27 protein-coding genes are annotated in these 26134 nt (G+C 43.9%); 18 read left to right on the plus strand and 9 right to left on the minus strand.

Annotated features, from left to right (window positions below; all coding sequences use genetic code 11):
• Window positions 1–60 precede the first annotated feature (60 nt).
• The 4 genes from BN4_RS02665 (at window position 61) to proC (ending at window position 3052) form a co-directional block, all read left to right on the plus strand.
• Window positions 61–954, plus strand: a complete 894-nt coding sequence (locus BN4_RS02665) for an ABC transporter permease (protein ID WP_015413808.1) — start codon at window positions 61–63, stop codon at window positions 952–954.
• Between the two features lie 2 nt (window positions 955–956).
• Window positions 957–1751 carry an ABC transporter ATP-binding protein gene (locus tag BN4_RS02670; RefSeq protein ID WP_015413809.1) on the plus strand — a complete coding sequence of 265 codons (795 nt, stop codon included), beginning with the start codon at window positions 957–959 and terminating at the stop codon, window positions 1749–1751.
• Between the two features lie 78 nt (window positions 1752–1829).
• Window positions 1830–2252 carry a nucleoside-diphosphate kinase gene (gene ndk, locus BN4_RS02675; RefSeq protein ID WP_015413810.1) on the plus strand — a complete coding sequence of 141 codons (423 nt, stop codon included), beginning with the start codon at window positions 1830–1832 and terminating at the stop codon, window positions 2250–2252.
• Window positions 2252–3052, plus strand: a complete 801-nt coding sequence (gene proC / locus BN4_RS02680; RefSeq protein ID WP_015413811.1) for a pyrroline-5-carboxylate reductase — start codon at window positions 2252–2254, stop codon at window positions 3050–3052. The genes ndk and proC overlap by 1 nt, the downstream gene beginning before the upstream one ends.
• 25 nt (window positions 3053–3077) lie before the next feature.
• Here the strand turns inward: proC and cbiB are convergent, their stop codons facing one another.
• The 9 genes from cbiB to rsmA all read right to left on the minus strand — a co-directional run bounded on the left by cbiB (window position 3078) and on the right by rsmA (window position 12278).
• A complete protein-coding gene (cbiB, locus tag BN4_RS02685; protein ID WP_015413812.1) occupies window positions 3078–4034 on the minus strand; it encodes an adenosylcobinamide-phosphate synthase CbiB in 957 nt (318 codons plus the stop codon).
• Between the two features lie 69 nt (window positions 4035–4103).
• A complete protein-coding gene (rpoD, locus tag BN4_RS02690; RefSeq protein ID WP_015413813.1) occupies window positions 4104–5849 on the minus strand; it encodes an RNA polymerase sigma factor RpoD in 1746 nt (581 codons plus the stop codon).
• On the minus strand, window positions 5836–7596 hold the full coding sequence (gene dnaG, locus BN4_RS02695; RefSeq protein WP_015413814.1) for a DNA primase: 1761 nt from the start codon (window positions 7594–7596) through the stop codon (window positions 5836–5838). Before dnaG ends, rpoD begins: the two co-directional genes overlap by 14 nt.
• 28 nt (window positions 7597–7624) lie before the next feature.
• Complete coding sequence (locus BN4_RS02700; RefSeq protein WP_041720102.1) at window positions 7625–9922, minus strand: endonuclease MutS2; 2298 nt, start codon at window positions 9920–9922, stop codon at window positions 7625–7627.
• Between the two features lie 25 nt (window positions 9923–9947).
• Window positions 9948–10397: a GatB/YqeY domain-containing protein gene (locus tag BN4_RS02705; RefSeq protein ID WP_015413816.1), complete on the minus strand. Its 450-nt coding sequence runs from the start codon at window positions 10395–10397 to the stop codon at window positions 9948–9950.
• A gap of 1 nt (window position 10398) precedes the next feature.
• Entirely contained in the window at window positions 10399–10599 is a 201-nt protein-coding gene (rpsU, locus tag BN4_RS02710; RefSeq protein WP_015413817.1) for a 30S ribosomal protein S21, read from the minus strand.
• Between the two features lie 199 nt (window positions 10600–10798).
• The gene (locus BN4_RS17905; RefSeq protein ID WP_015413818.1) at window positions 10799–10969 is read right to left on the minus strand and encodes a hypothetical protein; all 171 of its coding nucleotides are present in this window, start codon (window positions 10967–10969) and stop codon (window positions 10799–10801) included.
• A gap of 14 nt (window positions 10970–10983) precedes the next feature.
• Window positions 10984–11256, minus strand: coding sequence for an HU family DNA-binding protein (locus tag BN4_RS02715; RefSeq protein ID WP_015413819.1), 273 nt, complete (start codon window positions 11254–11256; stop codon window positions 10984–10986).
• Window positions 11257–11477: 221 nt separating this feature from the next.
• Window positions 11478–12278, minus strand: a complete 801-nt coding sequence (gene rsmA / locus BN4_RS02720; RefSeq protein ID WP_015413820.1) for a 16S rRNA (adenine(1518)-N(6)/adenine(1519)-N(6))-dimethyltransferase RsmA — start codon at window positions 12276–12278, stop codon at window positions 11478–11480.
• Between the two features lie 116 nt (window positions 12279–12394).
• Between rsmA and BN4_RS02725 the strand changes: the two genes are divergently transcribed.
• The 14 genes from BN4_RS02725 to dapA all read left to right on the plus strand — a co-directional run bounded on the left by BN4_RS02725 (window position 12395) and on the right by dapA (window position 26119).
• Entirely contained in the window at window positions 12395–12916 is a 522-nt protein-coding gene (locus BN4_RS02725; protein WP_015413821.1) for an adenine phosphoribosyltransferase, read from the plus strand.
• A 10-nt stretch (window positions 12917–12926) separates the two neighbouring features.
• Window positions 12927–13676 (plus strand): S-methyl-5'-thioadenosine phosphorylase, encoded by a 750-nt coding sequence (gene mtnP, locus BN4_RS02730; RefSeq protein ID WP_015413822.1) that lies wholly within the window; start codon window positions 12927–12929, stop codon window positions 13674–13676.
• An 11-nt stretch (window positions 13677–13687) separates the two neighbouring features.
• Window positions 13688–15052 carry an amidohydrolase gene (locus BN4_RS02735; RefSeq protein WP_015413823.1) on the plus strand — a complete coding sequence of 455 codons (1365 nt, stop codon included), beginning with the start codon at window positions 13688–13690 and terminating at the stop codon, window positions 15050–15052.
• A gap of 106 nt (window positions 15053–15158) precedes the next feature.
• The gene (locus tag BN4_RS02740) at window positions 15159–15443 is read left to right on the plus strand and encodes a PxxKW family cysteine-rich protein (protein ID WP_015413824.1); all 285 of its coding nucleotides are present in this window, start codon (window positions 15159–15161) and stop codon (window positions 15441–15443) included.
• A 105-nt stretch (window positions 15444–15548) separates the two neighbouring features.
• Complete coding sequence (locus BN4_RS02745; protein WP_015413825.1) at window positions 15549–16769, plus strand: M20 family metallo-hydrolase; 1221 nt, start codon at window positions 15549–15551, stop codon at window positions 16767–16769.
• Window positions 16770–16795: 26 nt separating this feature from the next.
• On the plus strand, window positions 16796–18673 hold the full coding sequence (mnmG, locus tag BN4_RS02750; RefSeq protein ID WP_015413826.1) for a tRNA uridine-5-carboxymethylaminomethyl(34) synthesis enzyme MnmG: 1878 nt from the start codon (window positions 16796–16798) through the stop codon (window positions 18671–18673).
• Between the two features lie 124 nt (window positions 18674–18797).
• Window positions 18798–19619 carry a hemolysin family protein gene (locus BN4_RS02755; protein WP_015413827.1) on the plus strand — a complete coding sequence of 274 codons (822 nt, stop codon included), beginning with the start codon at window positions 18798–18800 and terminating at the stop codon, window positions 19617–19619.
• Entirely contained in the window at window positions 19620–21137 is a 1518-nt protein-coding gene (gene lnt, locus BN4_RS02760) for an apolipoprotein N-acyltransferase (protein ID WP_015413828.1), read from the plus strand.
• Between the two features lie 7 nt (window positions 21138–21144).
• A protein-coding gene (prfB, locus tag BN4_RS02765) for a peptide chain release factor 2 (RefSeq protein ID WP_157871243.1) occupies window positions 21145–22261 on the plus strand; the annotation gives its coding sequence in 2 pieces (ribosomal slippage) (window positions 21145–21219 and window positions 21221–22261; 1116 coding nt in all).
• Window positions 22242–23096: a GGDEF domain-containing protein gene (locus tag BN4_RS02770; RefSeq protein WP_015413830.1), complete on the plus strand. Its 855-nt coding sequence runs from the start codon at window positions 22242–22244 to the stop codon at window positions 23094–23096. Before prfB ends, BN4_RS02770 begins: the two co-directional genes overlap by 20 nt.
• 12 nt (window positions 23097–23108) lie before the next feature.
• Window positions 23109–23918 (plus strand): MinD/ParA family protein, encoded by an 810-nt coding sequence (locus BN4_RS02775; protein ID WP_015413831.1) that lies wholly within the window; start codon window positions 23109–23111, stop codon window positions 23916–23918.
• Between the two features lie 113 nt (window positions 23919–24031).
• Window positions 24032–24325: an HU family DNA-binding protein gene (locus BN4_RS02780; protein WP_157871245.1), complete on the plus strand. Its 294-nt coding sequence runs from the start codon at window positions 24032–24034 to the stop codon at window positions 24323–24325.
• A 1-nt stretch (window position 24326) separates the two neighbouring features.
• Window positions 24327–25181 carry a UshA-like (seleno)protein family 2 gene (locus tag BN4_RS02785; protein ID WP_420705214.1) on the plus strand — a complete coding sequence of 285 codons (855 nt, stop codon included), beginning with the start codon at window positions 24327–24329 and terminating at the stop codon, window positions 25179–25181.
• Between the two features lie 56 nt (window positions 25182–25237).
• A complete protein-coding gene (dapA, locus tag BN4_RS02790) occupies window positions 25238–26119 on the plus strand; it encodes a 4-hydroxy-tetrahydrodipicolinate synthase (protein ID WP_015413834.1) in 882 nt (293 codons plus the stop codon).
• Window positions 26120–26134 lie beyond the last annotated feature (15 nt).

The following is a 26134-nucleotide window of genomic DNA, read 5'->3' on the forward strand; positions in this document are numbered from 1 at the left end:
CTTTTTCTTTGATATCGGTTCGTTGTATATATTGACAGTTAATAAAAATCAGGAACATCAATGACAAGTTATGCACTGTTCGGGGCTATTGAACAGGGTTTTGCCTACGGACTTATGGTTATTGGAGTTTATCTCACCTTCAGAGTCCTCGACTTTCCAGATTTGACGGTTGATGGAAGTTTGCCTCTCGGGGCGGCTGTATCTGCTGTAGCCATCACATCAGGTTATTCTCCCGTACTGGCCATTCTGCTGGCTGCTTGTGCCGGCTTTATTGCAGGATCAATCACAGGAATATTGAATACAAAATTCAAAATACTTCATCTTCTTTCGTCCATCCTGACCATGATAGCACTCTACTCTATCAATCTTCGCATCATGGGGCGTCCTAATATGACCTTGCTTGGGCAAGATACTATCGTGGATTGGTTTATCGAAACCACAGGGTTGCTTCCGCATCTATCGACACCGGCATTATTTTTTATCATCTGTGCCTGTGCTGTGACTCTTTTAATATGGTTCCTTCACACAGAACAGGGATTAATTTTTCTTGCTACAGGCGACAACAAGCAAATGATTACAAGTCAAGGTGTCAACACTGACAACGTCATTATTTTTGGTGTTGGCCTTTCAAATGCTCTTGTCGCAATATCGGGTGCTCTTGTCGCACAAAATCAAGGAGCGGCTGACGTCAATATGGGGGTGGGGACAATCATTGCAGGACTCGCTTCCGTTATAATCGGTGAGACCATTTTTGGAGATAAGACAATATCACGAGCCCTTATCGCAGCTCTTCTGGGATCAGTACTCTACAGGATAGCTATCGCACTTGCTTTGGGACTAAAACTTGGAGACTTTGCAATTACACCAAGTGATTTGAATCTTATTACAGCATTGCTCGTAATTATTGCACTCGTCATGCCCAGAGTGAAGCAAAAGTTCATGGCCAGGAGCTAGAAATGATCAATATTTCAAAAATAAATAAAGCCTTCCACCGAGGCGATGTTAATGAAGTGACTGCATTGAATGAAGTCAGCCTTAAGGTCAATAAAGGGGACTTTGTTACCATTATTGGTTCAAACGGAGCAGGTAAATCTACGTTTCTCAACGCGATTGCTGGCTCTTTTACACTTGACACTGGGACTATAACACTGGCGGAACATGATATAACAAAATGGGCAGAGCATAAACGGGCATCGCTCATAGGACGAGTATTTCAGGACCCTCTTCTTGGAACTTGTGCCGGAGCAACGATAGAACAAAATTTAGCCATGGCCCTCAAGCGAGGGCAACGCCGAGGGTTGCGTTTTGGCGTCAAAAAAAAGGACCGTGAGTTCTTTCAGGAAAAACTCTCTGTTCTCAAGTTGGGGCTTGAAGAGAGACTCAAAACGCAAACAGGTCTTCTGTCTGGAGGGCAAAGACAAGCGTTAACAATGCTTATGGCTACCCTTGTCCGCCCACACCTTTTATTACTCGATGAACATACGGCAGCCCTAGACCCAAAAACGGGTGGCATGATTCTCGATTTAACAGAAGAAATAGTTTCATCTCTCAACCTGACAGCCTTAATGGTCACTCATAATATGAACCAGGCCATCACAATGGGAAATAGACTAATTATGTTTCATCGCGGTGAAATTGTTCTTGATATTTCCGGTGATGAGAAAAAAAATCTCAAGGTCGAAGATCTTCTGCTGCGGTTTTCACAGCTGCGTGGTGAAGCAGAAATTTCCGACCGCATGTTATTGTGCTAGGGTTATTTTTCCGGATAGCCCACCTTGTTCACTGGCGATTACACGCCATTAGATTAAAAAGACATAATGGAGGCTTCAATGGCAATCGAAAAAACTTTTTCCATCATTAAACCAGATGCAGTTGAGCGTGGACTTATCGCTGAGATTCTTAAGATGATCACTGATACCGGACTGAAGGTCAAAGCTATGAAATTGATTCACATGGATCGCCCGCAAGCTGAAGGATTTTATGCAGTTCACAAGGAACGCCCTTTCTTCAATGAATTGGTTGAATATATGATCTCTGGCCCAGTTGTTGTGAGCTGCCTTGAAGGTGAAAATGCTATTGAAAAGTATCGTACCTTAATGGGATCGACTAATCCAGCTGATGCGGCTGAAGGAACTATTCGAGCGGCTTACGGCATAGATATTCAAAACAATTCATGCCATGGCTCAGATGGTCCGGATACGGCTAAAATAGAGGTAGCCTATTTCTTTAACGATGATGAATTGGTGGGATAATGACTAAACGAATCGGGTTCATTGGTGTCGGGAATATGGGAACAGCCATTATCCGGGGTTTGGGCACTCGCAATGATTTAGAATTGCATGGTGTGGACCACAATGAAACCAGACTCGGAGAATTGGGAAAAGAGTTTGGGCTGAGCTCTCAAGCGTCTGCACAAGAATTAGCCCAAGTATGCGATATAATCGTCATTTCGGTAAAACCTCAGCACGCAGAGTCTGTGGTAAAAAGAATTACTCCAGAACTGAATAGTTCCAAATGTCTTATTTCCATCTGTGCAGGTATCGCTCAAGCACAGTTAAAAAAATGGTCCGACTCTTTGTGCCCGATCGTTCGTGTCATGCCAAACACTCCCGCTCTTGTTAATAAAGGAGTTTCAGCAGTTTGCCTGGAAGATTCAGACCTGACTGAAGAAATGAAAAAGCTCATACCTTCTGTGTTTGAGGGGATAGGTCAAGTCCACATCCTCCCAGAAAAACAGTTTGATGCTTTCACCGGTGTTATTGGTTCTGGTCCGGCATATGTTTTCTATTTTATGGAAGCAATGGTCGAAGCCGGAGTGGCGCTTGGCCTAACCAGAATACAGGCAACAGAAATGGTAAAAGGCCTCTTTACAGGCTCTGCCACTCTAGCCAATGAAAGCTCCTTCTCTGTGACTCAACTTCGCGAGATGGTAACCTCACCAGCAGGAACAACTATCAGGGCTCTAATGCATTTTGATAGACAATCTGTTCGTGGTGATATTATGGATGGAATTTTTGAGTCATATAAACGAAGTAAAGAATTGGGAAAATAAATGAAAGGCTCTCCGGAGCCTTTCATTATAAAAGGAATCGTAGCCAGGGTAGTATGACAATAAAAAGACAAGAGACGAGATAGCCCGTTGATTTACTGATAAGAAACAATTCGCTAATCATTTCTTTTGTCCACTTCTGTCCTCTCGGCCCAAGGATAGGTTTTTCTTTTATCTCTCCAAAATAAACGGTTCTCCCCCCCATTTGACCACCTAATAACCAAGCCGTGGCTGCCATTGGCCACCCTGCATTGGGGCTTTCCATTTTTCTAGCATCTGAAGGAAAAGACTGCACAGCCTGAACAGACTGTAATTTCCTCAGTCTCCCTATCATTAACAAGCTATAAGCAGTTATCCGTGCAGGAAAGAAAGCAAGAATATCGTCTATTTTAGCTGCGGCGTATCCAAGGATCCTATATTTTTCAGTCTTGTACCCCCACATTGAATCCATGGTACTGACAACCTTGTATACCCAGAGTCCTTCAGGGCCAAGAAGGGTGAGATAAAATAAAGGAGCGACGAAACCATCATTCAGATTTTCACTCAAAGTCTCTGCAAGAGTCTGGCGAATTCCATCTTCATCGAGCGTAGTCGTATCGCGGCTTACCAACATCGACAGTTCTTTTCTTGCACCATTCAAGTCTCCAATCTCAAGTTGATGAACAACTTTTCGACTTTCTTGAACTAAACATCCCAATGCCAAGCCTGCATAACTCAGATAAATAGATAACAAAAATCCAAGATACGGAAGTGCTGTAAGAAAAGCAACGAGGCTCCAAGCTCCAAGAGTGAGTAAAAGTAGTGTTACCCATCCCGCAATATACAAATCAAGCTCTACACGTCGTATTAGTTTTTCTAAAGAATTCAATATCTTGCCTATCAGTCGAACCGGGTGTGGAAAATTTTGAGGATCACCCAAAACAGAATCAGCAAGAACTGCTAGAAGTGGAACCGAAAATGTTACTAAAATTGTTCCCAGAGTCACTGTCGAACTTCCCTTAGGCAAAAAGAAAGGCCGGAAAGTTTTCTTTCCGGCCTAGAAACAGGATATTTCCTAATTCTCAAAATAAGACCTGAGAAGAGCACTGCGGACAGGATGCCGCAATTTCCGCAATGCTTTCGCTTCAATCTGTCGTATACGCTCACGGGTTACATTAAAGAGCTTCCCGACTTCCTCAAGGGTGTGATCAGATTTCTCACCAATTCCAAAGCGTTTTCGCAGTACCTGCTCTTCTCTCGGTGTCAGATCAGAAAGAACCGATGCGATCTGTTCTCCCAGCTTGGTTGACACCACTTCTTCAGCCGGCGCAGTCGCTTTCTTATCTTCTATGAAATCTCCCAAGCTCGAATCTTCTTCGTCGCCAATTGGAGTCTCAAGTGAGATTGGTTCTTTGGCAATCTTGAGAACTTTTTTGACTTTCTCAAGGGGGTAATCCATACGTTCCGCAATTTCCTCAGGAGAAGGATCTCGTCCAAGTTCCTGCACCAAATACCGAGAAGTTCTGATAAGTTTATTTATGGTTTCGATCATATGCACAGGAATACGAATCGTCCTCGCCTGATCAGCAATAGCACGCGTAATAGCCTGTCTTATCCACCATGTAGCATAGGTTGAGAACTTATATCCTCGCTGGTACTCGAATTTGTCCACAGCCTTCATAAGCCCAATATTTCCTTCCTGAATAAGATCAAGAAATTGAAGCCCACGGTTTGTATATTTTTTGGCTATGGAAACAACCAGACGCAGGTTTGCACGAATCAATTCCTGCTTAGCGCGCATGGCTGACTGATTTCCTCGCTTGATGCGCCATAAAACTTCCTCAAGATCATGGACCGAGTGGCAGCATTTATCTTGAAGACGATTCATTATCTCCAGTTTTCCTGCGAGCATTTCTTTGAAAGAAAAGAACTCTTCAACTGTCATGCCGAGAACATCCGCAGCGACAACAGGATTGGTTTCACGGTCATCCACTTTCTTAAATAATTCTTCTATTTCACTTTTGGTCTGCCCGACAGAAAGAATATAAGCAGAAAGATCCCGCTGACAATTATGCATTTGCCGCACATAATCATTAACAGTCTCAATAATACGATCAATCAGAGTTTTTTCGAGCTTTATGTCACGCAAACGTGTGACGACTTCATCTTTATAGCCAAGAATGTCTTTCTGGACACCGTAAACTCGTTTATCCAGATTGGCACAATAGTCTAGCTTATCGTAAAGTTTGCGTTTTTTCTTGTAGAGTTTCTTGACTTCAGCCAAAAGATGAATGACGCGCTGACGCTGGTTCATTTCATCTTCACTTGGATCGTCTTCTTCAATGGTCTTAACGACATCTTTGAGTTTGACTCGCCCTTCTTCAAGGTCTTCGCCAACAGCAACTAACTCTTCAACGGCTACCGGAACTTCAATAAGGGAATACAAAACATCCAATTCACCATTTTCAATCTTCTTGGCAATGACTACTTCCCCTTCTCGGTCAAGAAGAGGAACAGCTCCCATCTCACGAAGATACATACGAACAGGATCAGTACTCCTTGATGCATAATCGGCTGAATCTTCATCCTTTTCCGTCAACTTAAGATCTTTGTCATCGGCTTCAAATTTCTTTTCGTTGCCATCAGCGTCTACAAGAGCGATACCCATCTGCTCAAAAATAGCATGGATTTCTTCCAATTGTTCAGCCGAATTGTAGTCGGCCGGTAAAGCCTTGCTCAATTCATCGTAGGTCAGGAATCCTTTTTTCTTACCTTCAGCGATAAGAGTCTTGATATGCTGGATTTCCTTAATGTTGCTCATCGTCCCTCCTGAGAGATTCTTCCAAAGCCCGAAAACATTCGTTTATTCGCTGCCGATCGCCGCTGAGTTGAGCCTGATGTAAGGCTTCCTTAAGCTGACGTCTAGTATGCTTATTTTGCCCAATCGCAATTTTATTGCAGATATGTTCCCATTCGTCCAGTAATTCACGCCCAGAGAGTATAGATTCATGCACTTCTTCTCGACTTTTAATGTAAAAGCTCTTTTCTTGATTATTCAGCAGGCCCAATATGTGTCCGTGCTGCACATTGACAAGCTTTTCCCACAAAGCCTTCGCCCAATCAGTGCATAAAATACGCTCAAAACCTTTTTCCACCAGCGCCGGAATATAATCCGGATACTGAATTGGAAATTTCAAAAAGTAACTATCATCTTTATCTTCCTTGCCCTGCTGAAAAAAAGGCTGTATCGGATCGCTTTGATGGTGTGAGGACTGTTCTGTACGTGGCAGAGTCCTCTTAGCAGGGCTGGAGATTCCTGTATCCCGTCTAAAATCGGCCTCTGCCAATCCCAATCCGTCTGCAATGCGAGGCAAGTAGTAGGCCTTAAGAGAATTGTCGGATAATTCGGCTAAAAAACTTTTGGCCCAAGCAATGATCTCCCGTGGTGCAAACTCGGTACGCAAAGTATTCATACAAAATTGCAACCCAGCCGGAGCGTCATTCATACATACTTCAAGCCCTTCCACGCCCTTCGTTTGCAGTAAACTGTCTACATCTTCTCCTTCGGGCATGAGAACGACTTTGCAGGCTACTCCTTGAAGCAATATCATTCGACTACTTTTCAATGCAGCCTTTCGTCCAGCTCCATCACCATCGAAAATAAGGTCAATTCGAGAACAGAATCCAGCAAGTTTTTTAACTTGTTCCGAAGTTAATGCCGTCCCAAGTACTCCACAGGAATCTGTATATCCAAACTGGTGAAGCGAAATGACATCCATATACCCCTCAGTCAAAATTGCACGCTTTGTTCTCGTCATGGTAGAGCGAGCTAAACTCAAACCATAAAGGTGGTCACCTTTTTTATAGATCGGAGTATCAGAACTATTGAGATACTTCGGTTCTCCATCTGTAATTATTCTGCCACCAAAAGCAATGACCTTGCCTGATAAATCTTGAATGGGAAAAATCAGTCGTCCCCTAAAGCGGTCATATATCTTCCCTTTGTCATTTTTAGATAATAGCCCACCTTCAACACCCTGCTCAGATGTCCATCCTTTTGACTGTATGTAATTATCTAAGCCATGCCAATCAGCTGGACTAAATCCTAAACAAAACTTCTCTATAATCTCTTGAGTTAGGCCTCGATTGCGGAGATATCGCCTTGCTATATCTCCTGTCGAAATGCTCAAATTTCGCTGAAAATATTTTTTTGATTCCTCATGCATATCGTAAAGCCTTTTTTTTCGTGCCTTACGTTCTGCAACATGGGGGTCATGAGGAACATGAGATAGTTCAATCCCAGCTTCCCCTGCAAGTTGTTCAAGCGACTGTCGAAAATCAAGCCCATTGATTCGCGAGTAAAAATCTATGACATCGCCAGAGGCCTGACAGCCAAAACAATAAAAGAAGCCTTCCTCATCATTCACAGACATCGAGGGCTTCGTTTCCTGATGGAATGGACATGCTCCCATCCACCGGCCTGAAACAGGCTTCAGGTCAACATAACGGCGAACTATATCCGCAATGCTGAGTTTGGCCTTTATAGCCTCCACAGCACTTCTATCCATAGCGCGCCTCCACGCCGACATGGGTCGGCTACTTGAGAATTACTTCGGTCATACCATCTCCGCCATGTTCTTCATTGGCAAGAGAAAAGCTTGCAACTGATGGATAATATTTTAAAAAACCATGAACTTCTCGACGTAATGCCCCTGTCCCTCGTCCATGTATAATCTCAATTTTACCAGCTCCTTTTTGAAGAGCATTATCCATGGCTCGTTCCAATTCAGCCAAAGCCATATCTGCCCTATTACCTCTCAAATCAACTTCAACGACGAGGTCCGATGAAATTTTTGAATTGTTTTTCAGAGGAGAACTGACTGATTTGTTTTTTCGAGCAGGTCCAAGGTGTTGGGCTTTGACCCACATCGCAACTCCACCAATATCAACTTTTGCCTGCTTCTTTTTTGCATTGACCTCAAGAACTGTTCCTGATTTATCCCATGCCAAATAAGCGACCTCTAACCCCGGTACTAGATCTTCAAAGCTGAATATTGTTGGTGGCTTTTGAGAAAGCGGTGACAATTCTTCTGCTTTTTCACGAACTCGCGCCAGTTGCTTCCGAGCTTCTTTATGTCCTAATTTATCTGCCTGCCACTTCTTGACAACATCTTGCGCCTGTCCTTGAATCTTATCAAGAAGTTGCCCGTGTTCTTTTTCAAATTGAGTTTGAAGTTGAGCCCGCTTTCGCTCCATCTTAGCTCGCTCTTTTTCAAGAGCAGTTAAAGCACCTTCTCTCTCCACGGCAATCTTATTCAGTTTATCCAGAACATGAGAAGTATCAGAGCCATCCAATAATAAATATTTTTCAGCTCGTTCCAAAATTGAAACAGGTAAACCATGCTCTCGAGCTACATCAAGAGCAATGGAAGCTCCCACCTGATCATAGGCGAGTTTATACAACGGTCGCTTTGTACTAGGGTCAAATAACACACTGGCAGCACGGACTGAGTCCATTGCCATCGCATAAGCTTTCAATGCAGGAAAATGTGTGGCAATAAGCGTTATCGCCTTCCGTTCCACGAGAGAATCAATAACGGCTTGAGCAAGGGCTGCGCCCTGAGTAGGGTCCGTTCCAGCACCAAACTCATCAAGAATAAAAAGAGTTTGAGGACCGACCTTATCCCAAACACGCTTGAGGTACTGGATTTGCGCCGTAAATGTCGAAACATTTTCTTCAAGTGATTGCTCATCACCCATAACGACAAAAATATCGGTCCACATAGGCAAGCGACTTCCTTCCGCTACCGGTACAGGAAGACCTGTCAGGGCCATTAAAGTAATAAGCCCCAAAGTTTTCAAGCAAACGGTCTTCCCCCCCGCATTTCCCCCGCTCACAATCAACGCGCTTTGGCCCTGGAGTAGTTCGATAGACAACGGTTGGACAGAATCATCTGCAAGCGCGATCAAAGGATGTCTTGCCTTGATCAACTTCGGCTCACCTTCTTCAGTCATTTCCAAAGTTCTTCCATCAATACGACTGGCAAGGGCGACTTTTGCCAGCAAAACATCAAGTTGCACAAGCCCTTTATAGGCTTCAAAAATATTATTTTTTTCTTGTCTGACAAGATCCGTAAGATATGCCAAAACACGGTACTCTTCTTCTCTCTCTTCTCTCTTGAGTTCCTGTAGCCGATTATTCGTTTCAACAAGAAAAACAGGCTCAAAATAACAAGTTTCACCTGTTTGTGAATAGTCGTGAATAATGCCCTGTGTTTTATTCTTGAAATTAACTTTCAAGGGAAGAACATATCTATCGGATGCAATGGTTATGAATTCATCCTGTAATGCCTGTCCCATATTCTCACGCAGGATAAACTCTTTCACCCTTTTGGTGCAGCGTTGGTGTATGGATCTGATTTCCTGCCTGACAGAAAGAAGGCCTGGAGAACTTTCATCCTTGATAGCCCCTTCCATATCCAGACATCGCCCTATTGCGGACATAGTCTTGACAGGCCATTCGTATCCAAAAAAAATACCCCAAAGGAATTCCCATCCTCTCTCTTCGTAAAAAGATAAAGATTCGCGAGAAGCTTTGACGAGATCAAGCGCTTGCTTCAAGGCAAAAAGTCCATCTTGATCCAAAACACCATTTTGTTTTTCAAGATAGTCAAAAAGCCCCTGAAGGTCAGGAAAGGGTTTTATGACAAAATCGGATTCGGCATTCCAGGCTGCGGCTTGCTCAAAAAGTGTGGTTGCCTGCCAAACCTGCTCTATTTCAGGATAAGGGCGCAGGTTAAGACAAGCCGACGCCCCTGCTTCAGAAACAGCAAAACTAGCCAGCGCTCCGAGAATTTTCGGAAACTCTAGGACCTGGTAGGTTCTGGACTCCATGTGAGTCATTGAGATTTTAGGAGTGTCAGGAAACAAGTTTGGACTTGACCAAGTTGCTGGCTTTTTTGCCATCAACTTGCCCTTTGTAAGCTGCGAGAACAGCTCCCATCACCTTGCCCATATCCCGAGCGTCAACAGCTCCGACCTCAACAATGAACTGATCAACTATCTCTGAGAGTTCATCATCTGAAAGCTGCCTCGGCATGTACTGCTCAAGAGCCGTCAACTCTTCGGCTTCAATTTTTGCAAGATCATCCCGGCCTGCGCTGGTATATTGCTCAAAAGAATCCTTACGTTGTTTTACCTGCTTAGTAATCAACTCAAGAACTTCATCATCGGACAAAGAATCACATTGAGCATCAACCAAACGATTTTTGATGGCCGTCTTGAGATGCCTCAAGACGGCCACTTTGACCGTAGCTTTGGCTTTGTAAGCCTCAATGTAGTCTTTGTCTATTTTCTTTGATAGACTCATTCTACATTCCACGCATTTTGCGCATTTTTTTGGCAAGCCTTTTTTTGGCGGCAGCTTTCTTTTTCTTCTTCTGCACACTTGGCTTTTCGTAATGTTGACGCTTCTTCAACTCGGAAAGAATTCCTGCTTTTTCAACCTGCTTCTTAAAACGTCGCAGAGAAATGTCGAAGTTATCACTGTCATCTAAGTAAACGCCGGGCAAAGTAAATCACCTCCTCGGTGAACTGCCCACTCAAATGGTGGGCTAGCGAAATAGGAGAAGTTAGATAAACTGACTGAAGAGAAAAAGCAACTCAAAAAAAACTTTTTTTCAAAGATAATGAAAAACTCTCTCTCATTAAGAGACTAAAAGAGAGCCTGCTTCCCATGGAGAGCAGGCTAAAAAAAAATAAAAGACACGCTTAATGTTGTGCTTTTTTCGAATCACACCAAGATTTAATTATGGTATAAGCTAAACCTGCTCCAAGAACTCCCAGAACAACATAAAGTACGCCAAAGAAAACAAAATGATCAGGCATCCACCATGGGAGATCCATAGGCAGGGAACTGTGTACTGTTTCACCGTGAATCATATCTCAACTCCTGATTACTTAACTGCATCCTTAAGGATTTTGCCAGGACGAAATTTAACAACCTTAGTAGCTTCGATCTTAATCTCAGCACCAGTCCGGGGGTTGCGGCCAACTCGAGCTTTCCGCTCGTCAACAATGAAAGTTCCAAACCCCGTCAATGTGAGTTTCCCCTCACTCACAAGTGTTCCCTCAACTGTCTCCAAAAAGGCATTCAATGCACGCTCGGCATGTGCTTTGGTCATATTGGCCTTCTCAGCAATTTTGTCTACCAACTCAGCCTTTGTCATCAGTCCATCCTCCTCAATAAGATTAACCTAAAGTATCGCGTGAAGTGCAAATAGATTCAAAGAAACATTCGTACACACTTCTTTTCCTAACAACTTTCCTCTTGGCCTTTAATTGAAGTTTCAATTTGTGTCTAGCCCGACGACCTAAAAAACAGAAAAAAACTACGCTATATGGACCTTTCGCGCTTATCTTTATTCCCAAAAGCCCTTGAAACCGATCTCTACGATTTTTTGATACACACGCATTGCGATAGCCCCAAGAATTGTTGGGGAGTGAGAGTCTCAGGTCGCGCTTCCGGTTTGACCTTTTCATTTTCAAACCACAGGTCAACCTCTTCCGACCAATGTTTTTTGAGAATTGTCGATAATTGCTTTCGCCGCTTCTGAAAAAGCATTTTTATTAACAACGAAAGATTCGTTGGATTTGCTGGCCACTGAGAACGTGGAAGTGGTGTAAAAGATACCACAGCAGAATCAACTTTTGGCCTTGGGCGGAAAACGGTTGGAGGAACCTTGAATAAATAGCGGGTGTTCGCAAAATTGTTCACCCATGCTGTAAGCCCTCCATATGCCTTATTCCCAGGAGTCGCAGTTAACCGAAGTGCGACTTCATGTTGAACCATAAAAACGGCGTGCTGAAGCGACGTGACTTGGCTCACTATATCCCAAATGAGCTTTGACCCGACATTGTATGGAAGATTACCAATTATTTTACAGGGTCCTAGGTGAGCTAAAGATTCCCAAGAATACTTAAGAGCATCTGTACGGACAACTTCAATGTCAGGATATTTCGATTCAAGCCTAGAGGCTAATTCGTCATCTAATTCCAGCACCATAAATTTTGTAGGATTGTTTGACTTAATGAATGAAGTTAACGCCCCTTGTCCTGGCCCTATTTCAATTATGAAGTCGCTCTTCTGCGGAGCGATGGCCTCGACGATCCTCCGACAAATATTCTGGTCTTGCAAAAAATTCTGTCCGAGACTTTTTTTAGCTCGATGTACATTGTTCGATTCAGTCATAAGATATTCTCCGTGAGGCAGACAACTAGCCGAAGACCATGCACTGTGCAACATCATTGACACGATATCTGGATAAACCGTATGAGACATCGGAATTCACCTACAGGAGGAATTAAATGAATTTAAGAGACTATGTGCGGGATATTCCAGATTATCCCAAAGAAGGAATCGTTTTTTTTGATATTGCACCAATTCTAAGCACTCCGGAAGCCTTTCGCTATGCAATCGACAGCCTTGCTGAGAAATTCAAGGACTCTGGAGCCACTAAAATAGTTGCAGCCGAAGCCCGAGGTTTTATCTTTGGTGCTCCACTTGCCTATAAAATGGGTATCGGCTTTGTCCCGGTCAGAAAACCCGGCAAGCTACCATATAAGAATAGATGTGTTACATACGATCTTGAATACGGAACAGACACTCTCTGTATACATGAAGATGCCATTGAGCCTGGTGAAAAGATACTTGTGATAGATGATCTCCTCGCTACGGGCGGGACTGCTGAGGGGATGCTCAAACTCGTAAAAGATGCCGGAGGTGATATCGTTGGATGCGGGTTCGTGATCCAACTTGGCTTTCTTGACGGAGACCGGATTCTCGAAGAGGCGGGACAGGAACACAGTTTCTTGATCGAAATTAATTAAAGGTAGTTGTATGACCCAAATAGGTATAATCGGTGGCAGTGGTTTGGATAACCCTGATATCCTCTCAGACGCGCAAGACCTCGATGTAACAACGCAATATGGCACTCCCTCTTCAATGCTAAAAAGTGGCAAAATAGAAGGCAAAGAGGTCGTGATTTTGGCAAGACACGGACGGGCACACACCGTACCTCCGACTTTTGTCAATTATCGTGCAAACATCAAAGCGCTTCAGGAAGTCGGCTGTGATATGATTCTAGCAACCACTGCGTGCGGTTCTTTGCGAGAAAAGATTGATCGAGGCCACCTTGTCATTCTCGATCAATTCATCGATTTTACACGCCGCAGGGATGTTTCTTTTTATGAGGAGTTCCCTTCCCATGGTGCCGTTCATACAGGAATGGCTGATCCTTTTGACGCCAAATTAAGGAAATTACTCACCCAAGGGTGCCAATCTCTTAATATTACACATCACACAAAAGGGACTGTTATCACAATTGAAGGGTCTCGATTTTCCACGCGTGCCGAATCCAAAATGTTTCGCCAATGGGGGGCAGATGTCATTAATATGAGTGTCGCTCCAGAATGTCTCCTGGCGAATGAAGCTGGCATTCCGTATGCTGCGGTAGCCATGAGCACAGATTATGACTGTTGGAAGGAAGATGAAGCCCCGGTAACCTGGGATGAGATCCTCAAAGTCTTTCAAGGCAATGTGGAAAAAGTTGTCGCACTTTTGCGTGAAACTATCAAAAATATCGACTAAACTTTGATGTCATGAGCCATTCCCATTCCTCTGAGATCGTACAATGCGACACCATTATTAAAGCCGATGAAATTGTTACACAGGATGAAACACGTCGTATTATTCAAGATGGTGGGATAGCTATCCTTAATGGCTACATCTGTGGTGTCGGTACTTTTGCAGAAATTGAAAGTTCCTTTTCTTCAACTCAGAAGCTTGATCTTTCCGGGAAAATAGTACTACCAGGCTTGATCAATGCTCACACGCACCTACCGATGACTCTCTTTAGAGGAATGGCTGATGACCTTCCTTTAATGGAGTGGCTTGAAAAACATATTTGGCCCGTCGAAAGACAGTTAACGCAGGAACTCTTGAAAGTCGGAGCGCAAGTCGGCTGTGCCGAATTGATTCGCACTGGCTGTACTGCATTCCTCAATGGATATTTTCATGAACAAGTTACTGGTGATATAGCTGAAAGTTCTGGTATACGGGCCGTATTGGGAGAAGGTTTTTTCAGCTTTCCTTCTCCTATGTTTGCCACGGCGAATGATTGCTGGGAACAAAACAGAAAGCTCAAGGAGTACTTTAACAATAGCGATCTCGTGAGAACTGCGGTGACTCCACATGCAGTTTTTACTGTTAAGCCTGATGAATTACAAGGGAGTTTTGAACTCGCTGAACAGCTTCAAATTCCATGGCAAATTCATCTTGCAGAATCTGCTGTCGAGACTAACCAATGTCTCAAAAGATACGGCTTACGACCTGTAAAATTGCTCGATACGTTGGGGCTTCTTTGTAAAAGAACAGTTCTTCATCATTGTGTGGATATTACTGATGCTGAAATAGAACTTTTAGCGGAAAATGATGTCTGTGTTGTTCATAATCCAGTCTCAAATTTGAAACTCTGCTCCGGGATTGCGCCGATACAAAAAATGCTTGATGTGGGAATAACCGTTGGATTGGGGACGGATGGAGCTTCCAGCAATAACCAGTTGAATCTTTTCCGCGAAATGGCTTTTGCCGCCCTTCTGGGAAAGATTAGACATAGAGATGCTTCTGCTATAGGAGCACAGACTGTATTGGACATGGCTACCCGTAACTCAGCAATCTGCCTTGGATGGCCAGAGCTTGGACAGATCGCAATAAACCATCCAGCAGATCTCGTCGCACTTGACATTTCAAGCCCCAATCTGTTGCCGATGTATAGTTCGGTTTCACACCTTGCATATGCAGCCACAGGGATGGAAGTATCGATGACGATGGTGGCTGGGAAAATTTTATATCGCGATGGCAATTTCACGACTATTTCTATAAAAGATTTGAATAACGAGGTGTTAGAAGCAAAAAAATGGATTTTAAGGATGATTGACACACAAAAAAAGTCTAAAAAAACTTGACAACACCCATGCTGGGTGCATATCGAATTCTGCTCTTGCACCAAAATAAGATTTCAATGCCTCCGGGCATTCATTAGCCGTATCATTTTTAGGAGGAAGGCATACTATGGCCAAGACAAAAGTTATTTCCCTGGAAGGCGCAGTCAAGACCGACGCTGGTTTGACTTACAAAGGCGTTGTGATGGAACCTATCGTTGAGAAATGTGAGGGCTGTGAACGCGTCGCAGCTGTCGAAGGTGACAATTACTGTCCCACCTACGCACAACCTGAACGTAAATGGGCACATGGCGTCTGCAACTTTGCAACCCACGTCCGTGCTGAAGTGGATAAGACTGGTAAAGTTAAAGTTAACCCGCTGAAAGCATCCAAACGCGCCGCACGCGGACGTTAGAAATCATTCTCTCAAATTAAAGGCGGGGCAAGTCCCCGCCTTTTTTTGTTTATATGAGGAATTTCATAAGGTACGCTGTACAGTACCAAACTTTGGGAGGAATCAATGGATATAATTTTCAGTACTCTTGATCAACAAGCTGAAGAGGTGGTGACACTTCAATCATCTCTTACGGCTTTGCCAGCTCTCGGACCTATTAACGGTGGCGATGGGGAAAAAGATAAAGCCGATTTTCTACTGACAAAACTCAAATCCATTGGAGTTCCCGAAATTCGTGAACTGAATACTCCTGCAAAGGATGTCTCTTGTGGATATCGCCCCAATATTGCAGGTATTATTCCAGGAAAAAACACAGAAAAAACGCTCTGGGTGATTTCCCATATTGACGTTGTTCCTCCAGGAGATGAATCCCTGTGGAACTCGAATCCTTATGAGCTAGTTCGCGATGGGGATATGATTTACGGAAGAGGTGTTGAAGATAATCAACAAGGCATTGTCTCCTCTCTCTTGGCAGCCCAAGCTCTGCTTGATCATAATGTTACGCCAGAGATCAACTTTGGTCTCTTGTTTGTTGCAGATGAGGAAACAGGGTCAGTCTATGGCTTGGATTATTTGGTAGAGCATCATGCCGAGCTGTTTAAAACGACTGATCTTTTTTTAGTGCCAGACTTTGGGGAACCTCAATCTGAAATGGTCGAAGTTGCCGAGAAATCAATGTTTTGGCTTAAAGTCGTTATTGATGGCAAGCAATGTCACGCCTCGACTCCGGATGAAGGGATAAACACCCTGGTCCCTGCTGCAGCTTTTATTCTCAAAATAAAGAAATTGGAAGAGATATTCAACGCTGAAGATCCAATATACAACCCACCAAGGTCCACTTTCCAGCCAACCATGAAAGAAGCCAATGTTACCAATGTCAACACCATTCCTGGACGGGACATTTTCTACATTGATTGCAGAGTCATGCCGGAATATGATCTTGACGATGTCTTAAATAAAATCAAGGAATTCGGGCAGGAAGTAGCGCAGGAATATGGAGTTACCATCTCCTATGAAGTCCCTATGCGTGAACAGGCCGCTCCGGCCACTCCTGTAGAAAGTGAAATTGTTCAAAAAGTCATAACCAGTGTCAAAAGGATATATAAAAACAATCCCCGCCCTGTTGGCGTTGGTGGTGGCACTGTAGCAGCCTTTTTACGCCGGAAAGGATTTCAGGCTGTAGTCTGGGCAACTCTCAATCATAACGCTCACCAGCCTAATGAATCAGCATCCATAAAAAGTACACTCGGAGATGCGAAAGTCATCGCTGACATTCTCATTTCTTAAGCTTTCTATAGCGAGTCAGGATACGAATGAAAGCCCCTTTTCCCAAGAAGTTTGATCTTATTGTTGTGGGTGCTGGGCACGCGGGCTGTGAAGCAGCTATGGCTGCTTCGCGACTTGGACTAGACACCCTCTTGCTAACAATTAATGCCGATCGGATTGGCCATCTTTCCTGCAATCCCGCCATAGGCGGGCTTGCAAAAGGTCATATGGTAAAGGAGATCGATGCGCTTGGTGGCATGATGGGCCTATGGGCCGATGCTGCGGGCATTCAGTTTCGTATCCTTAATACGCGAAAAGGTCCGGCAGTTCGCTCCAGTCGCGCTCAAATTGATCGTGCTGAGTATATGCGAGTCGTTCAACATTCTATTTTCAATCAAAAGAATCTATGGGTATTCCAAGATACGGCCAGTACTTTAATGACCGCAAAGGGGGAAGTCACAGGGGTTGTCACACGGTTGGGAGAAGAAATACACGCCCGGAGTGTTTTGCTGACAACCGGTACGTTTCTCAAAGGGCTGATCCATGTTGGTCTTGATAACTTTAGCGGTGGTCGCCTAGGAGATCCAGCTTCGCTGACTCTTTCCGATTCACTTCGAGATATTGGTTTACAATTGGGGCGACTCAAGACCGGTACAACCCCACGATTGCTTAAAGAGTCTATCGATTTCGACAAAATGGAGATTCAGCCCGGAGATACTCCGCCGACACCATTCAGCTTTCGTAATAAAACGGTCCCACTTCCACAGGTTCCCTGCTATTTGACCTATACCAATCCAGTCGCGCATGAAGTTATTCGCTCTGGCTTTGATCGCTCTCCAATGTTTACAGGTGTTATTGAAGGAATCGGAGCACGATACTGCCCCTCCATTGAAGATAAAGTCGCTCGCTTTCCGGAAAAAGACAGACATCAAGTCTTCATTGAACCAGAAGGGTTAAATCATCCGGAAATGTATCCAAGTGGTATTCCTACCAGCCTTCCCTTCGATATTCAGAAAAAAATGATATCGGCAATCGTGGGGCTGGAAAATGCGCAGATAGTTCGCCCCGGATATGCCATTGAATACGACTATGTTTATCCCACCCAACTCAAGCCAACTCTTGAGACAAAACACCTTTCAGGGTTGTATCTTGCCGGCCAGATTAATGGAACTTCTGGTTATGAAGAAGCAGCAGCACAAGGTTTATGGGCTTCTTTGAATATCGTAGCAAAACATCGCAGTGAGGCTCCCTTTTTACTCTCAAGAGATCAGGCTTACATGGCTGTCCTTGTTGACGACCTGGTCACAAAAGGCACCATGGAACCCTACAGAATGTTTACCTCAAGAGCTGAACATAGACTTTTGCTCAGAGAGGGGAATGCAGATGAGCGCCTGACCCCCATAGGCCGGCAAAGAGGATTGGTAAACACCCCTCAGTGGGATCGATATTCTGCTAAGAAAAAACAGATGTCCACAGTTCTTGAAGGATTACAATCTATCCGTATTACGCCAAATCTCCCCACACGAAAATTAATCGAAGAAATAGGCGCTGCTGTGCCGGGTAAAGCTGTGGAACTCGCAGCCCTCCTCCGTCAGCCCAATATGGCTATTGAAAAATTATATCCCTTTTTCCCTGAACTGGAGACAATCGAACAAGAGGTTCTGCAAGAAGCCGAGATTCAAACCCGATATGCCGGCTACCTTGTTAAACAGAAGGAACTCGTTGCCAAGTTTATAACTTTTGATAAAATTTCTCTTCCTGATAATATCGATTATTCCACAATTACAGGGTTAACAACTGAAGTTCGTGAAAAGTTGACACACGTGCGCCCAATGACACTCGGACAAGCCAGTCGAATTTCCGGAGTGACTCCTGCTGCCATATCCTGCCTGGAAATTCATTTGAAAAAACTTGGTTTGCTGTAACAAAACCGCCAGGTTTCTCTGTTGACACATGCTGTTCCACAGACTAAATATTTTTCATACAGTGTCTTTTGTATCGAATATACAGATGAAACGAATTGAGTAACATATATCAAGGAGTCTGGTCTTGGACGATGGGTCTGACAGTCGATTTACCAACATTTTTAAAAAATTATTTGGCTCGAACGGACAACAGTTGGAAGAACATATCCTGGAAGCCAAAGCTGAAGGAGAAATTGAAGGCGACGAAGTTTCAATGCTCCTCAATGTCTTGGGATTCGACGAAAAACAAGTTACAGAAATCATGGTTCCAAGAACAGACATGGCCTGCGCTGAAAAGAATAGTACAGTTCAGGACATTGCTGACATCATAGTTACCCAAGGTGCTCACTCCAGAATTCCGATTTACAAGGACACCCGAGATCATATTGTCGGAATCGTCCATGCTAAAGACCTCCTCGTCCCACTCCTTGAAGGCAAACAAAATATGCCTGTTACAGAGTTGATGCGACAGGCTCTCTATATCCCTGAAGAAAGCAATCTCGATGAAGTTTTATCATCTTTCAAAAGGGAAAAGCTTCATATGGCAATTGTCCAGGATGAATACGGTGGGACTTCTGGCATGGTGACAATGGAGGATGTTCTTGAGGAAATTGTCGGTGAAATAGCTGACGAATACGACCAGGAACGCCCTGAAGAAATTGAAGAGATATCTAAGGGGACGTATATCGTCTCAGGCCGTGTTCCTCTGGATGAAGTCTGTGAGAAGTGTGAGTTACACCTCGAAAGTGAGGACGTGGATTCTATAGGTGGCTTTCTTGCTGCAATGGCTGGAAGAATCCCGAATGAAGGTGAGTTCTTTACCATCGAAGGAAAACGTTTTACCGTTCTAGAAGCTGACGACAGACAAGTCTGGTCAATACGAATTGCACCTCTGGAGGAAAGCTAGGTGTTTCTCCTAGTTTTCCTTTCAGCCTTAGGTGCTTGGATAGGATTTGACAATCCACTCTTTCATTTTCCTTTAGCCATCTTGCTCTTTCCGCTTGGGCTTGCCGGTATCGGTTTACGCGCCACAAGTTGGAAAAGTGCGCTGAAATTTTCCTGGATGGCTGGCTTGTTGGCTTGCATTGGTTGTTTTTACTGGATGGTCATCCCTGTACAATCCTACGGTGGACTTCCATGGTATTTAGCTCTTCCGTGCCCAATATTGCTCGCAGCCTTTCTCGCACTCTATTACAGTCTCTTTTCTCTTCTTATCTATCACGCAAGTAGGCGGGCAGATGGGTTAACCGTATGTATCACTGCCGGCCTGTCGTGGGCTTCCATGGAAATGCTTATGGGCAGCATGTTTTCAGGATTTCCCTGGATGAATATTGCTTCAGCTTTTGCATCATGGCCCATAGCTATTCAAGGAGCGTCAATCCTCGGAGCGTATGGGCTCTCAGGACTCTTGGCAATACTCAGTGTTGCCATGCTATTCTCTCGGACCGATAGCAGCACAATAATACTCGCCATAGGAATCTCAGCCATTATCCTCCTTTTCGGTTTTTTCAGACTGCAAACTTTCTCACAGGATGATCCTTCCTATACGCTATCCATAGTACAGGGAAATGTTGACCAGGGGCAGAAATGGGACCCTAAATTTCAAGCAGAAACTGTTCAAAAATACATAAAATTAAGTACAGATGTTGTTCAAAAACTTTCTCCTCAAATAGTAGTCTGGCCAGAAACTGCAATGCCTTTTTATTTGCAGGATGCTTCTCCGTATCAAACTGCTCTTGAAAAGCTTGCCCAAACGACCAAAACCAACTTTATAATAGGTTCCCCAGCCTATCGCGTCATTGATCTGAAGACGCGAAAATACGTTCTCCTCAACCGAGCCTGGCTTATGGATGATATGGGACTCATGATGCAATCATACGACAAGGAGCACCTTGTCCCCTTTGGGGAGTACATGCCCTTCGCTAATATTCTCCCCTTTGATCAACTTGTTCAGGCTGCAGGCAATTTTGTTCCCGGCACTCAAAATAAACCGATCATAGTTGATGGCGTTGCTCTTGGGATGCTCATTTGTTATGAAGCAATATTCACAGAGTTGGCACAGCATCAAGTTGAACAAGGTGCGACAGTACTGCTCAATATAAGTAATGATGCATGGTTTGGAAACACGTCCGCTCCCAAGCAACACTTTGACCTCTCCATCATGAGAGCGGTTGAACAAGGACGCTGGCTGGTGCGAAGTACCAATAATGGGATTTCAGCTTTTATTGATCCACTGGGACGAATATGCTCAAAAAGCAAACAATTTCAAACCCAATCTTTGACTCAAACAGTCACCCCTTTGACGAAAAACACTGTCTATCATAACAATTTTTCACAAATTTCTTTTGGCATTTATACCTTGACGACACTAGTCTGTTTATGGCTCTTCATTGGAGTCAGAAAAAAAGATATTATCAGGAATTAAATTTAGAATGACCGAATACGCAGAACTCAAGGCCCTTTCAGCAGAACTCGTTAATAAATTTTCCTCCCTTTGGGGGCGACTTTGACTACGCTGAAACAGTGTCGCGACTCGATGAGATCGAGAAGGAACTCTCAAAACCTGGCGCTTGGGATAAGCCAGAGAATCTTACACCATTTCTAAAAGAGAAAAGCCAACTCTCTGCTAAACAAAACATGTATGATGATTTGGCAGAGGCAAAGGAAGATCTAGATGCTTGGCTGGAATTGGCGCATGAGGATCCGGACGAAGAAGCGTTAGATGCTTTGGAAGCTCAAGTCGATCTTTTTAAAACTCGACTGGCGAGTACTGAAATGGCAACAATGTTCGCTTTTGAACATGACAAGACAAATGCCATCCTAGAGATTCATCCTGGCGCTGGTGGTGTCGAATCACAAGATTGGGCAGAGATGCTCCTGCGGATGTATACTCGCTATGCTGAACGCAAAGGATTCAAGACCACACAACTTGATTTTCAACCTGGCGATGAAGCTGGGATCAAAAGTGTTACACTCCAAATTGAAGGCTTATATGCTTATGGTCTCTTGAAAGGAGAGGCAGGGGTACACCGCCTCATCAGAATCTCACCATTTGATTCTTCCGGCAGGAGACACACTTCTTTTGCATCGGTTGATGTTTATCCTGATATGGACGACGATATCGAGATTGAAGTCAAAGATGAGGATTTAAGGATTGATACCTTCAGATCAAGCGGACCTGGAGGACAAAGTGTTAATAAAACCAGCTCGGCTGTTCGCATAACTCACCTTCCGACAGGTATCGTTGCGCAATGCCAAAATGAAAAATCGCAGCACAGAAATAAAGCAACAGCTTTACGCTTGGTCAAAGCTCGCCTCTACGAACTCGAATTAAAGAAAATCGAGGATAGTCGCAGGCAAGAATATGAGTCAAAGGAATCCATCGCTTGGGGAAGCCAGATACGAACCTATACATTACAGCCGTATCGACTGGTCAAAGACCATCGATCCAATAGTGAAATAGGGAATGTTGATGCTTTTCTTGACGGAGATTTGGACGAAATGATCAGAAACCACCTACTCTATCTTCATGCACACGGAAAATCATAACCAATTCCCCGAGGATGAGCTTGCGACAGAACTCGCGGCGCTCCAAGATGAACTTGGCGAGAAACTTGTCCCCAACCTGTACGAAAAGCCTGCTGAAGCAATCTGGATATTCAGATTATTTCAAGGAATTTCAACAGAAGAATGGCAAGAACTTGCTGTAAAACACGATTTTTCACAATGGCTTACATTGCCGATTAATGGCGATGCTTTTCCTTGTCTGAAACAATTTCAGACGACTTTGGAAAAGCTTGCCTATCAAACCGATCATGATGCATTAACAGGCCTCGCAAACAGACGAGCCTTTAATCGCACTTTTGATATAGAGATGGAGCGTTCCAAGCGTTCTAAAACTCCCCTCTCGCTCGCTATTTTTGATTTGGATAATTTCAAATCCATTAATGATACATACGGGCATCCCAAGGGAGACGAAGTACTCGTGACTTTTTCCAAAATGCTTCAGGAAAGTACTCGCCGATATGATCTCGCTGCCCGTTATGGAGGCGAAGAATTTGCATTAATTATGGCTGGTTCAGGTATAGTTAAAGCACAGCGCTTATTGACACGGCTACTGCAAGAGTTCAAAAAAATCCAATTTACCCCTTCTGGAGGAGGTCCTCAATTTAATGTGACCTGCTCTGTAGGACTTACATGCTACAAAGGGGCTATGGATATTCTGCCGGAGGAAATTCTCAAGTTGGCAGATGAAGCCCTTTACTTTGCCAAAACATCCGGAAAAGACCAGGTCAAGGTATCGAAACTCGATTTCGTAGATAATGTCCCTAATGATACGCTTGTCCAAGCAAACGAAAAGCAATTCCTCTTTGGTGGAAAATAACGGAGACAGGACATGAATACAAATAATACTCTGAGTCTTGCCATAATGAGCGGAAAAGGCGGAGTTGGCAAAACTAATATTGTCCTTAACCTTGGATATGCACTCTACCAAGCGCACATGAAAGCACTCCTCATGGACTGTGACTTGGGCTTGGCTAACTTAGACGTTCTCCTTGGAATCTCCCCGGAACGCACGCTACATGACTTGTTACAAACAGGCGTGGATGCCAGAGATGTCATTGTTCCAATAGAAAATGGTTTTGACATGCTCCCTGCCACAAGCGGAGTACCCGAGTTAGTAGAAATGGATGAGGATATGCAGGACATTCTCTTTAAAAAACTAATTTCTCTAGCAAATACGTACGATTACCTCATGCTTGACCTTGGTGCTGGTATCAGTCATACGGTCCTCTCATTTGCAGCACTGACTCAACTTCGAATAGTCGTTGTGACGCCTGAACCAACATCATTGACAGATAGCTATGCAATGATCAAAGTTCTAGTCACCCAACATCAAGTTAAAGATTTTCTTGTAATAGTTAACCAAGCTCTTTCTCAATCCGAAGCAAAAACAACTTTTGAAAGGCTGGCTGCTGCATGCAAAAATTTCTTGAACATTGACTTGAGAAACCTCGGATTTATTCATCAAGACTCAGTTCTCGTGGAATCCGTACGCCATCAAACCCCACTGATGAAATATTCGCCTGAGGCAAAAGCAAGCAAGGATATCAGGGCCTTAGCTAAAAAAATAATGCATTATCGTGAAGATAACAAGCAACGAATAGCAGAGCGTCCCATATTAAAAGATTTCCCTTCCTTATGAAATAGCAAATAAGGGGTTGACGAAAAGAGCCATTTTTCGGCATAGTTAGTAAGAATTTTAGTAAGATTCATTTTTATTTACCTAGGCTCCACACTAGAGCTTGTACCCACTCAATGATTCAGGGGGAAACCATGAACAAGAGCGAATTGATCAAGGCTCTGTCCGAACAGAAAAAAATGCATGTAGACGAAGCGACTAAAATTGTAGGAGCTTTCGTTGATTCAGTGAAAGAAGCTTTACTTCGAGGAGATCGTGTCGAAATCCGAGGATTTGGAAGCTTCAAAATCAAAGAATATGAAGGCTATACCGGACGCAATCCAAAAACCGGAAGCGTTGTCCAGGTCCGTCCTAAAAAACTGCCCTTCTTCCGTCCGGGAAAAGAGTTGAAAGAATTTATCAACGACTAGAATGCGTTGGCTCTCATATTGGCTGCTCGTTGCGGCATTATTTGTTGTCTCTGGCCCTGCGCACGCGAAACAACCAGTTTTAACTATTCTCTACTCGGCAAATACGTATGGCACAACACGGCCATGCCCCTCTTGAGGAGGTAAAACCCTTGGTGGTATAGCTCGGCGAGCTACGTATTTTTTGGATGTCAAGAAAGCGCAAACTTCATGTATTCTTGTCTCAGGTGGATGGGAATTTATGTCGCCAAGTGGGGAAAAGCCTCCTTTGCAACAACTTGCCATTCTTACCAAAGCATTCGATTTAATGAAGTACGATGTTGCTCTTCTCGCACAGCAAGAAGAGGAATTATTTGATTCGACAGTTTTAGATACAACGCGAAAATCCGCTCTCAAGGCTCCTGTCTCAACTATGACCATGAGTAATGGTATGAGAATTGTCTTTTTGAGATTGCCTCCATTGCCCCCAGGACAAGATCAGCCTTCCCAAAAGATAATAGATAGCATTACAGGCCTTATAAAAACGGAACGCACTCAAGCAAAACTCATTGTCGCCCTTTCTGACTGGGGATGGATCGGTGAACGAGAATACTTGGCCGCTAGCCCCGAATTAGTGCCGGATTTACTTATGGGAAGTGGTCTTGGTTCTGGTGTCAATGGACGTGTGGAGGCTGATGGACGATGCATATGGGTACGCCCCTACGACAAGGGACGAACGATCAATGAAATACAGATTTTTTCTTGGCCACGTCAAAATGAACTGAATAAATGGACGCAAACAGAACATTTCAGATCAATATCAATAGGCCTGAATGATCAATATAAAGATAACCCCGCTGTAGATGAAGTCCTGCGATAAAAAGCAAGCTAGGGTTAAATTTTCAAACCGTATATACTTTTCAGGAGGGAACGACCATGGAACTTCGAGGAGCTTTTACAGCCCTTTCGACTCCCTTTAAAAATGGCGAGATTGATGAACCTGCGTATCGAGAATTCATAGAGTGGCAAATAGAACAAGGTATTGATGGCTTGGTTCCATGTGGGACGACAGGAGAAGCCGCCACCATGACCCATGCTGAACAAGGTAAATTGATATCTATCTGTGTAGACCAAGTAAAAGGTCGTGTGCCGGTTATAGCAGGTGCCGGGTCAAACAGTACAAAAGAAGCAATTGAACTTACCCTCTTGGCAAAGGCTGCAGGAGCCGACGCGACACTTCAAATTACTCCTTACTATAACAAACCAACCCCTGAAGGGCTTGTGGAGCACTTCAAGGCAATTGCGTCTGCAGCTCCTTTTCCTATGGTCATCTACAATGTGCCTGGAAGAACGGGACTCAACCTGCTCCCTGCCACACTCAAAAAGATAATAGATCAAGTTCCTGAAGCCATAGCCGTAAAAGAGGCCACTGGTGATATGAACCAGGCCGCACAAGTTATTGAAAAATGTGGAAAAGAATTTCAGCTTTTATCCGGCGACGATTTTACGGTCTTACCATTATTGGCCGTTGGAGGCTGCGGAGTTATTTCCGTCATATCGAACATAATGCCTAAGATGATGAGTGATATGTGCCATGCTTTTTTTGCTAAAGATTTTGGTAAAGCATTGGAGTGCAGTTTGAAAATGGCTCCGGTAAATAGGGCTATGTTCATGGAAACGAACCCCATTCCAGTCAAGACATCTCTTAATATGATGGAACTTTTCCCAGCTGCTGAATTTCGATTGCCTATTTTACCACTGCAGGAAAAAAACAGACCTAAATTGGAACAAGTTCTTAAAAAAGCCAAAGTTATCTAGTTTTCTCTACAGATT

It is taken from the genome of Pseudodesulfovibrio piezophilus C1TLV30, assembly GCF_000341895.1.
Taxonomy (GTDB): Bacteria; Desulfobacterota; Desulfovibrionia; order Desulfovibrionales; family Desulfovibrionaceae; genus Pseudodesulfovibrio; species Pseudodesulfovibrio piezophilus.

Excerpts from the sequence above, each read along its gene's own strand:
- BN4_RS02775 (WP_015413831.1), top strand. The coding sequence starts at position 23,109 with ATGAATACAAATAATACTCTGAGTCTTGCCATAATGAGCGGAAAAGGC.
- BN4_RS02715 (WP_015413819.1), bottom strand. The coding sequence starts at position 11,256 with ATGACAAAGGCTGAGTTGGTAGACAAAATTGCTGAGAAGGCCAATATG.
- BN4_RS02670 (WP_015413809.1), top strand. The coding sequence starts at position 957 with ATGATCAATATTTCAAAAATAAATAAAGCCTTCCACCGAGGCGATGTT.
- BN4_RS02705 (WP_015413816.1), bottom strand. The coding sequence starts at position 10,397 with ATGAGTCTATCAAAGAAAATAGACAAAGACTACATTGAGGCTTACAAA.
- mtnP (WP_015413822.1), top strand. The coding sequence starts at position 12,927 with ATGACCCAAATAGGTATAATCGGTGGCAGTGGTTTGGATAACCCTGAT.
- dnaG (WP_015413814.1), bottom strand. The coding sequence starts at position 7,596 with ATGGATAGAAGTGCTGTGGAGGCTATAAAGGCCAAACTCAGCATTGCG.
- BN4_RS02700 (WP_041720102.1), bottom strand. The coding sequence starts at position 9,922 with ATGGAGTCCAGAACCTACCAGGTCCTAGAGTTTCCGAAAATTCTCGGA.
- ndk (WP_015413810.1), top strand. The coding sequence starts at position 1,830 with ATGGCAATCGAAAAAACTTTTTCCATCATTAAACCAGATGCAGTTGAG.
- BN4_RS02665 (WP_015413808.1), top strand. The coding sequence starts at position 61 with ATGACAAGTTATGCACTGTTCGGGGCTATTGAACAGGGTTTTGCCTAC.
- BN4_RS02740 (WP_015413824.1), top strand. The coding sequence starts at position 15,159 with ATGGCCAAGACAAAAGTTATTTCCCTGGAAGGCGCAGTCAAGACCGAC.
- BN4_RS02725 (WP_015413821.1), top strand. The coding sequence starts at position 12,395 with ATGAATTTAAGAGACTATGTGCGGGATATTCCAGATTATCCCAAAGAA.
- mnmG (WP_015413826.1), top strand. The coding sequence starts at position 16,796 with ATGAAAGCCCCTTTTCCCAAGAAGTTTGATCTTATTGTTGTGGGTGCT.
- BN4_RS02735 (WP_015413823.1), top strand. The coding sequence starts at position 13,688 with ATGAGCCATTCCCATTCCTCTGAGATCGTACAATGCGACACCATTATT.
- BN4_RS17905 (WP_015413818.1), bottom strand. The coding sequence starts at position 10,969 with ATGATTCACGGTGAAACAGTACACAGTTCCCTGCCTATGGATCTCCCA.
- rpoD (WP_015413813.1), bottom strand. The coding sequence starts at position 5,849 with ATGAGCAACATTAAGGAAATCCAGCATATCAAGACTCTTATCGCTGAA.
- BN4_RS02770 (WP_015413830.1), top strand. The coding sequence starts at position 22,242 with ATGCACACGGAAAATCATAACCAATTCCCCGAGGATGAGCTTGCGACA.
- BN4_RS02780 (WP_157871245.1), top strand. The coding sequence starts at position 24,032 with ATGATTCAGGGGGAAACCATGAACAAGAGCGAATTGATCAAGGCTCTG.
- rsmA (WP_015413820.1), bottom strand. The coding sequence starts at position 12,278 with ATGACTGAATCGAACAATGTACATCGAGCTAAAAAAAGTCTCGGACAG.
- dapA (WP_015413834.1), top strand. The coding sequence starts at position 25,238 with ATGGAACTTCGAGGAGCTTTTACAGCCCTTTCGACTCCCTTTAAAAAT.
- BN4_RS02745 (WP_015413825.1), top strand. The coding sequence starts at position 15,549 with ATGGATATAATTTTCAGTACTCTTGATCAACAAGCTGAAGAGGTGGTG.
- proC (WP_015413811.1), top strand. The coding sequence starts at position 2,252 with ATGACTAAACGAATCGGGTTCATTGGTGTCGGGAATATGGGAACAGCC.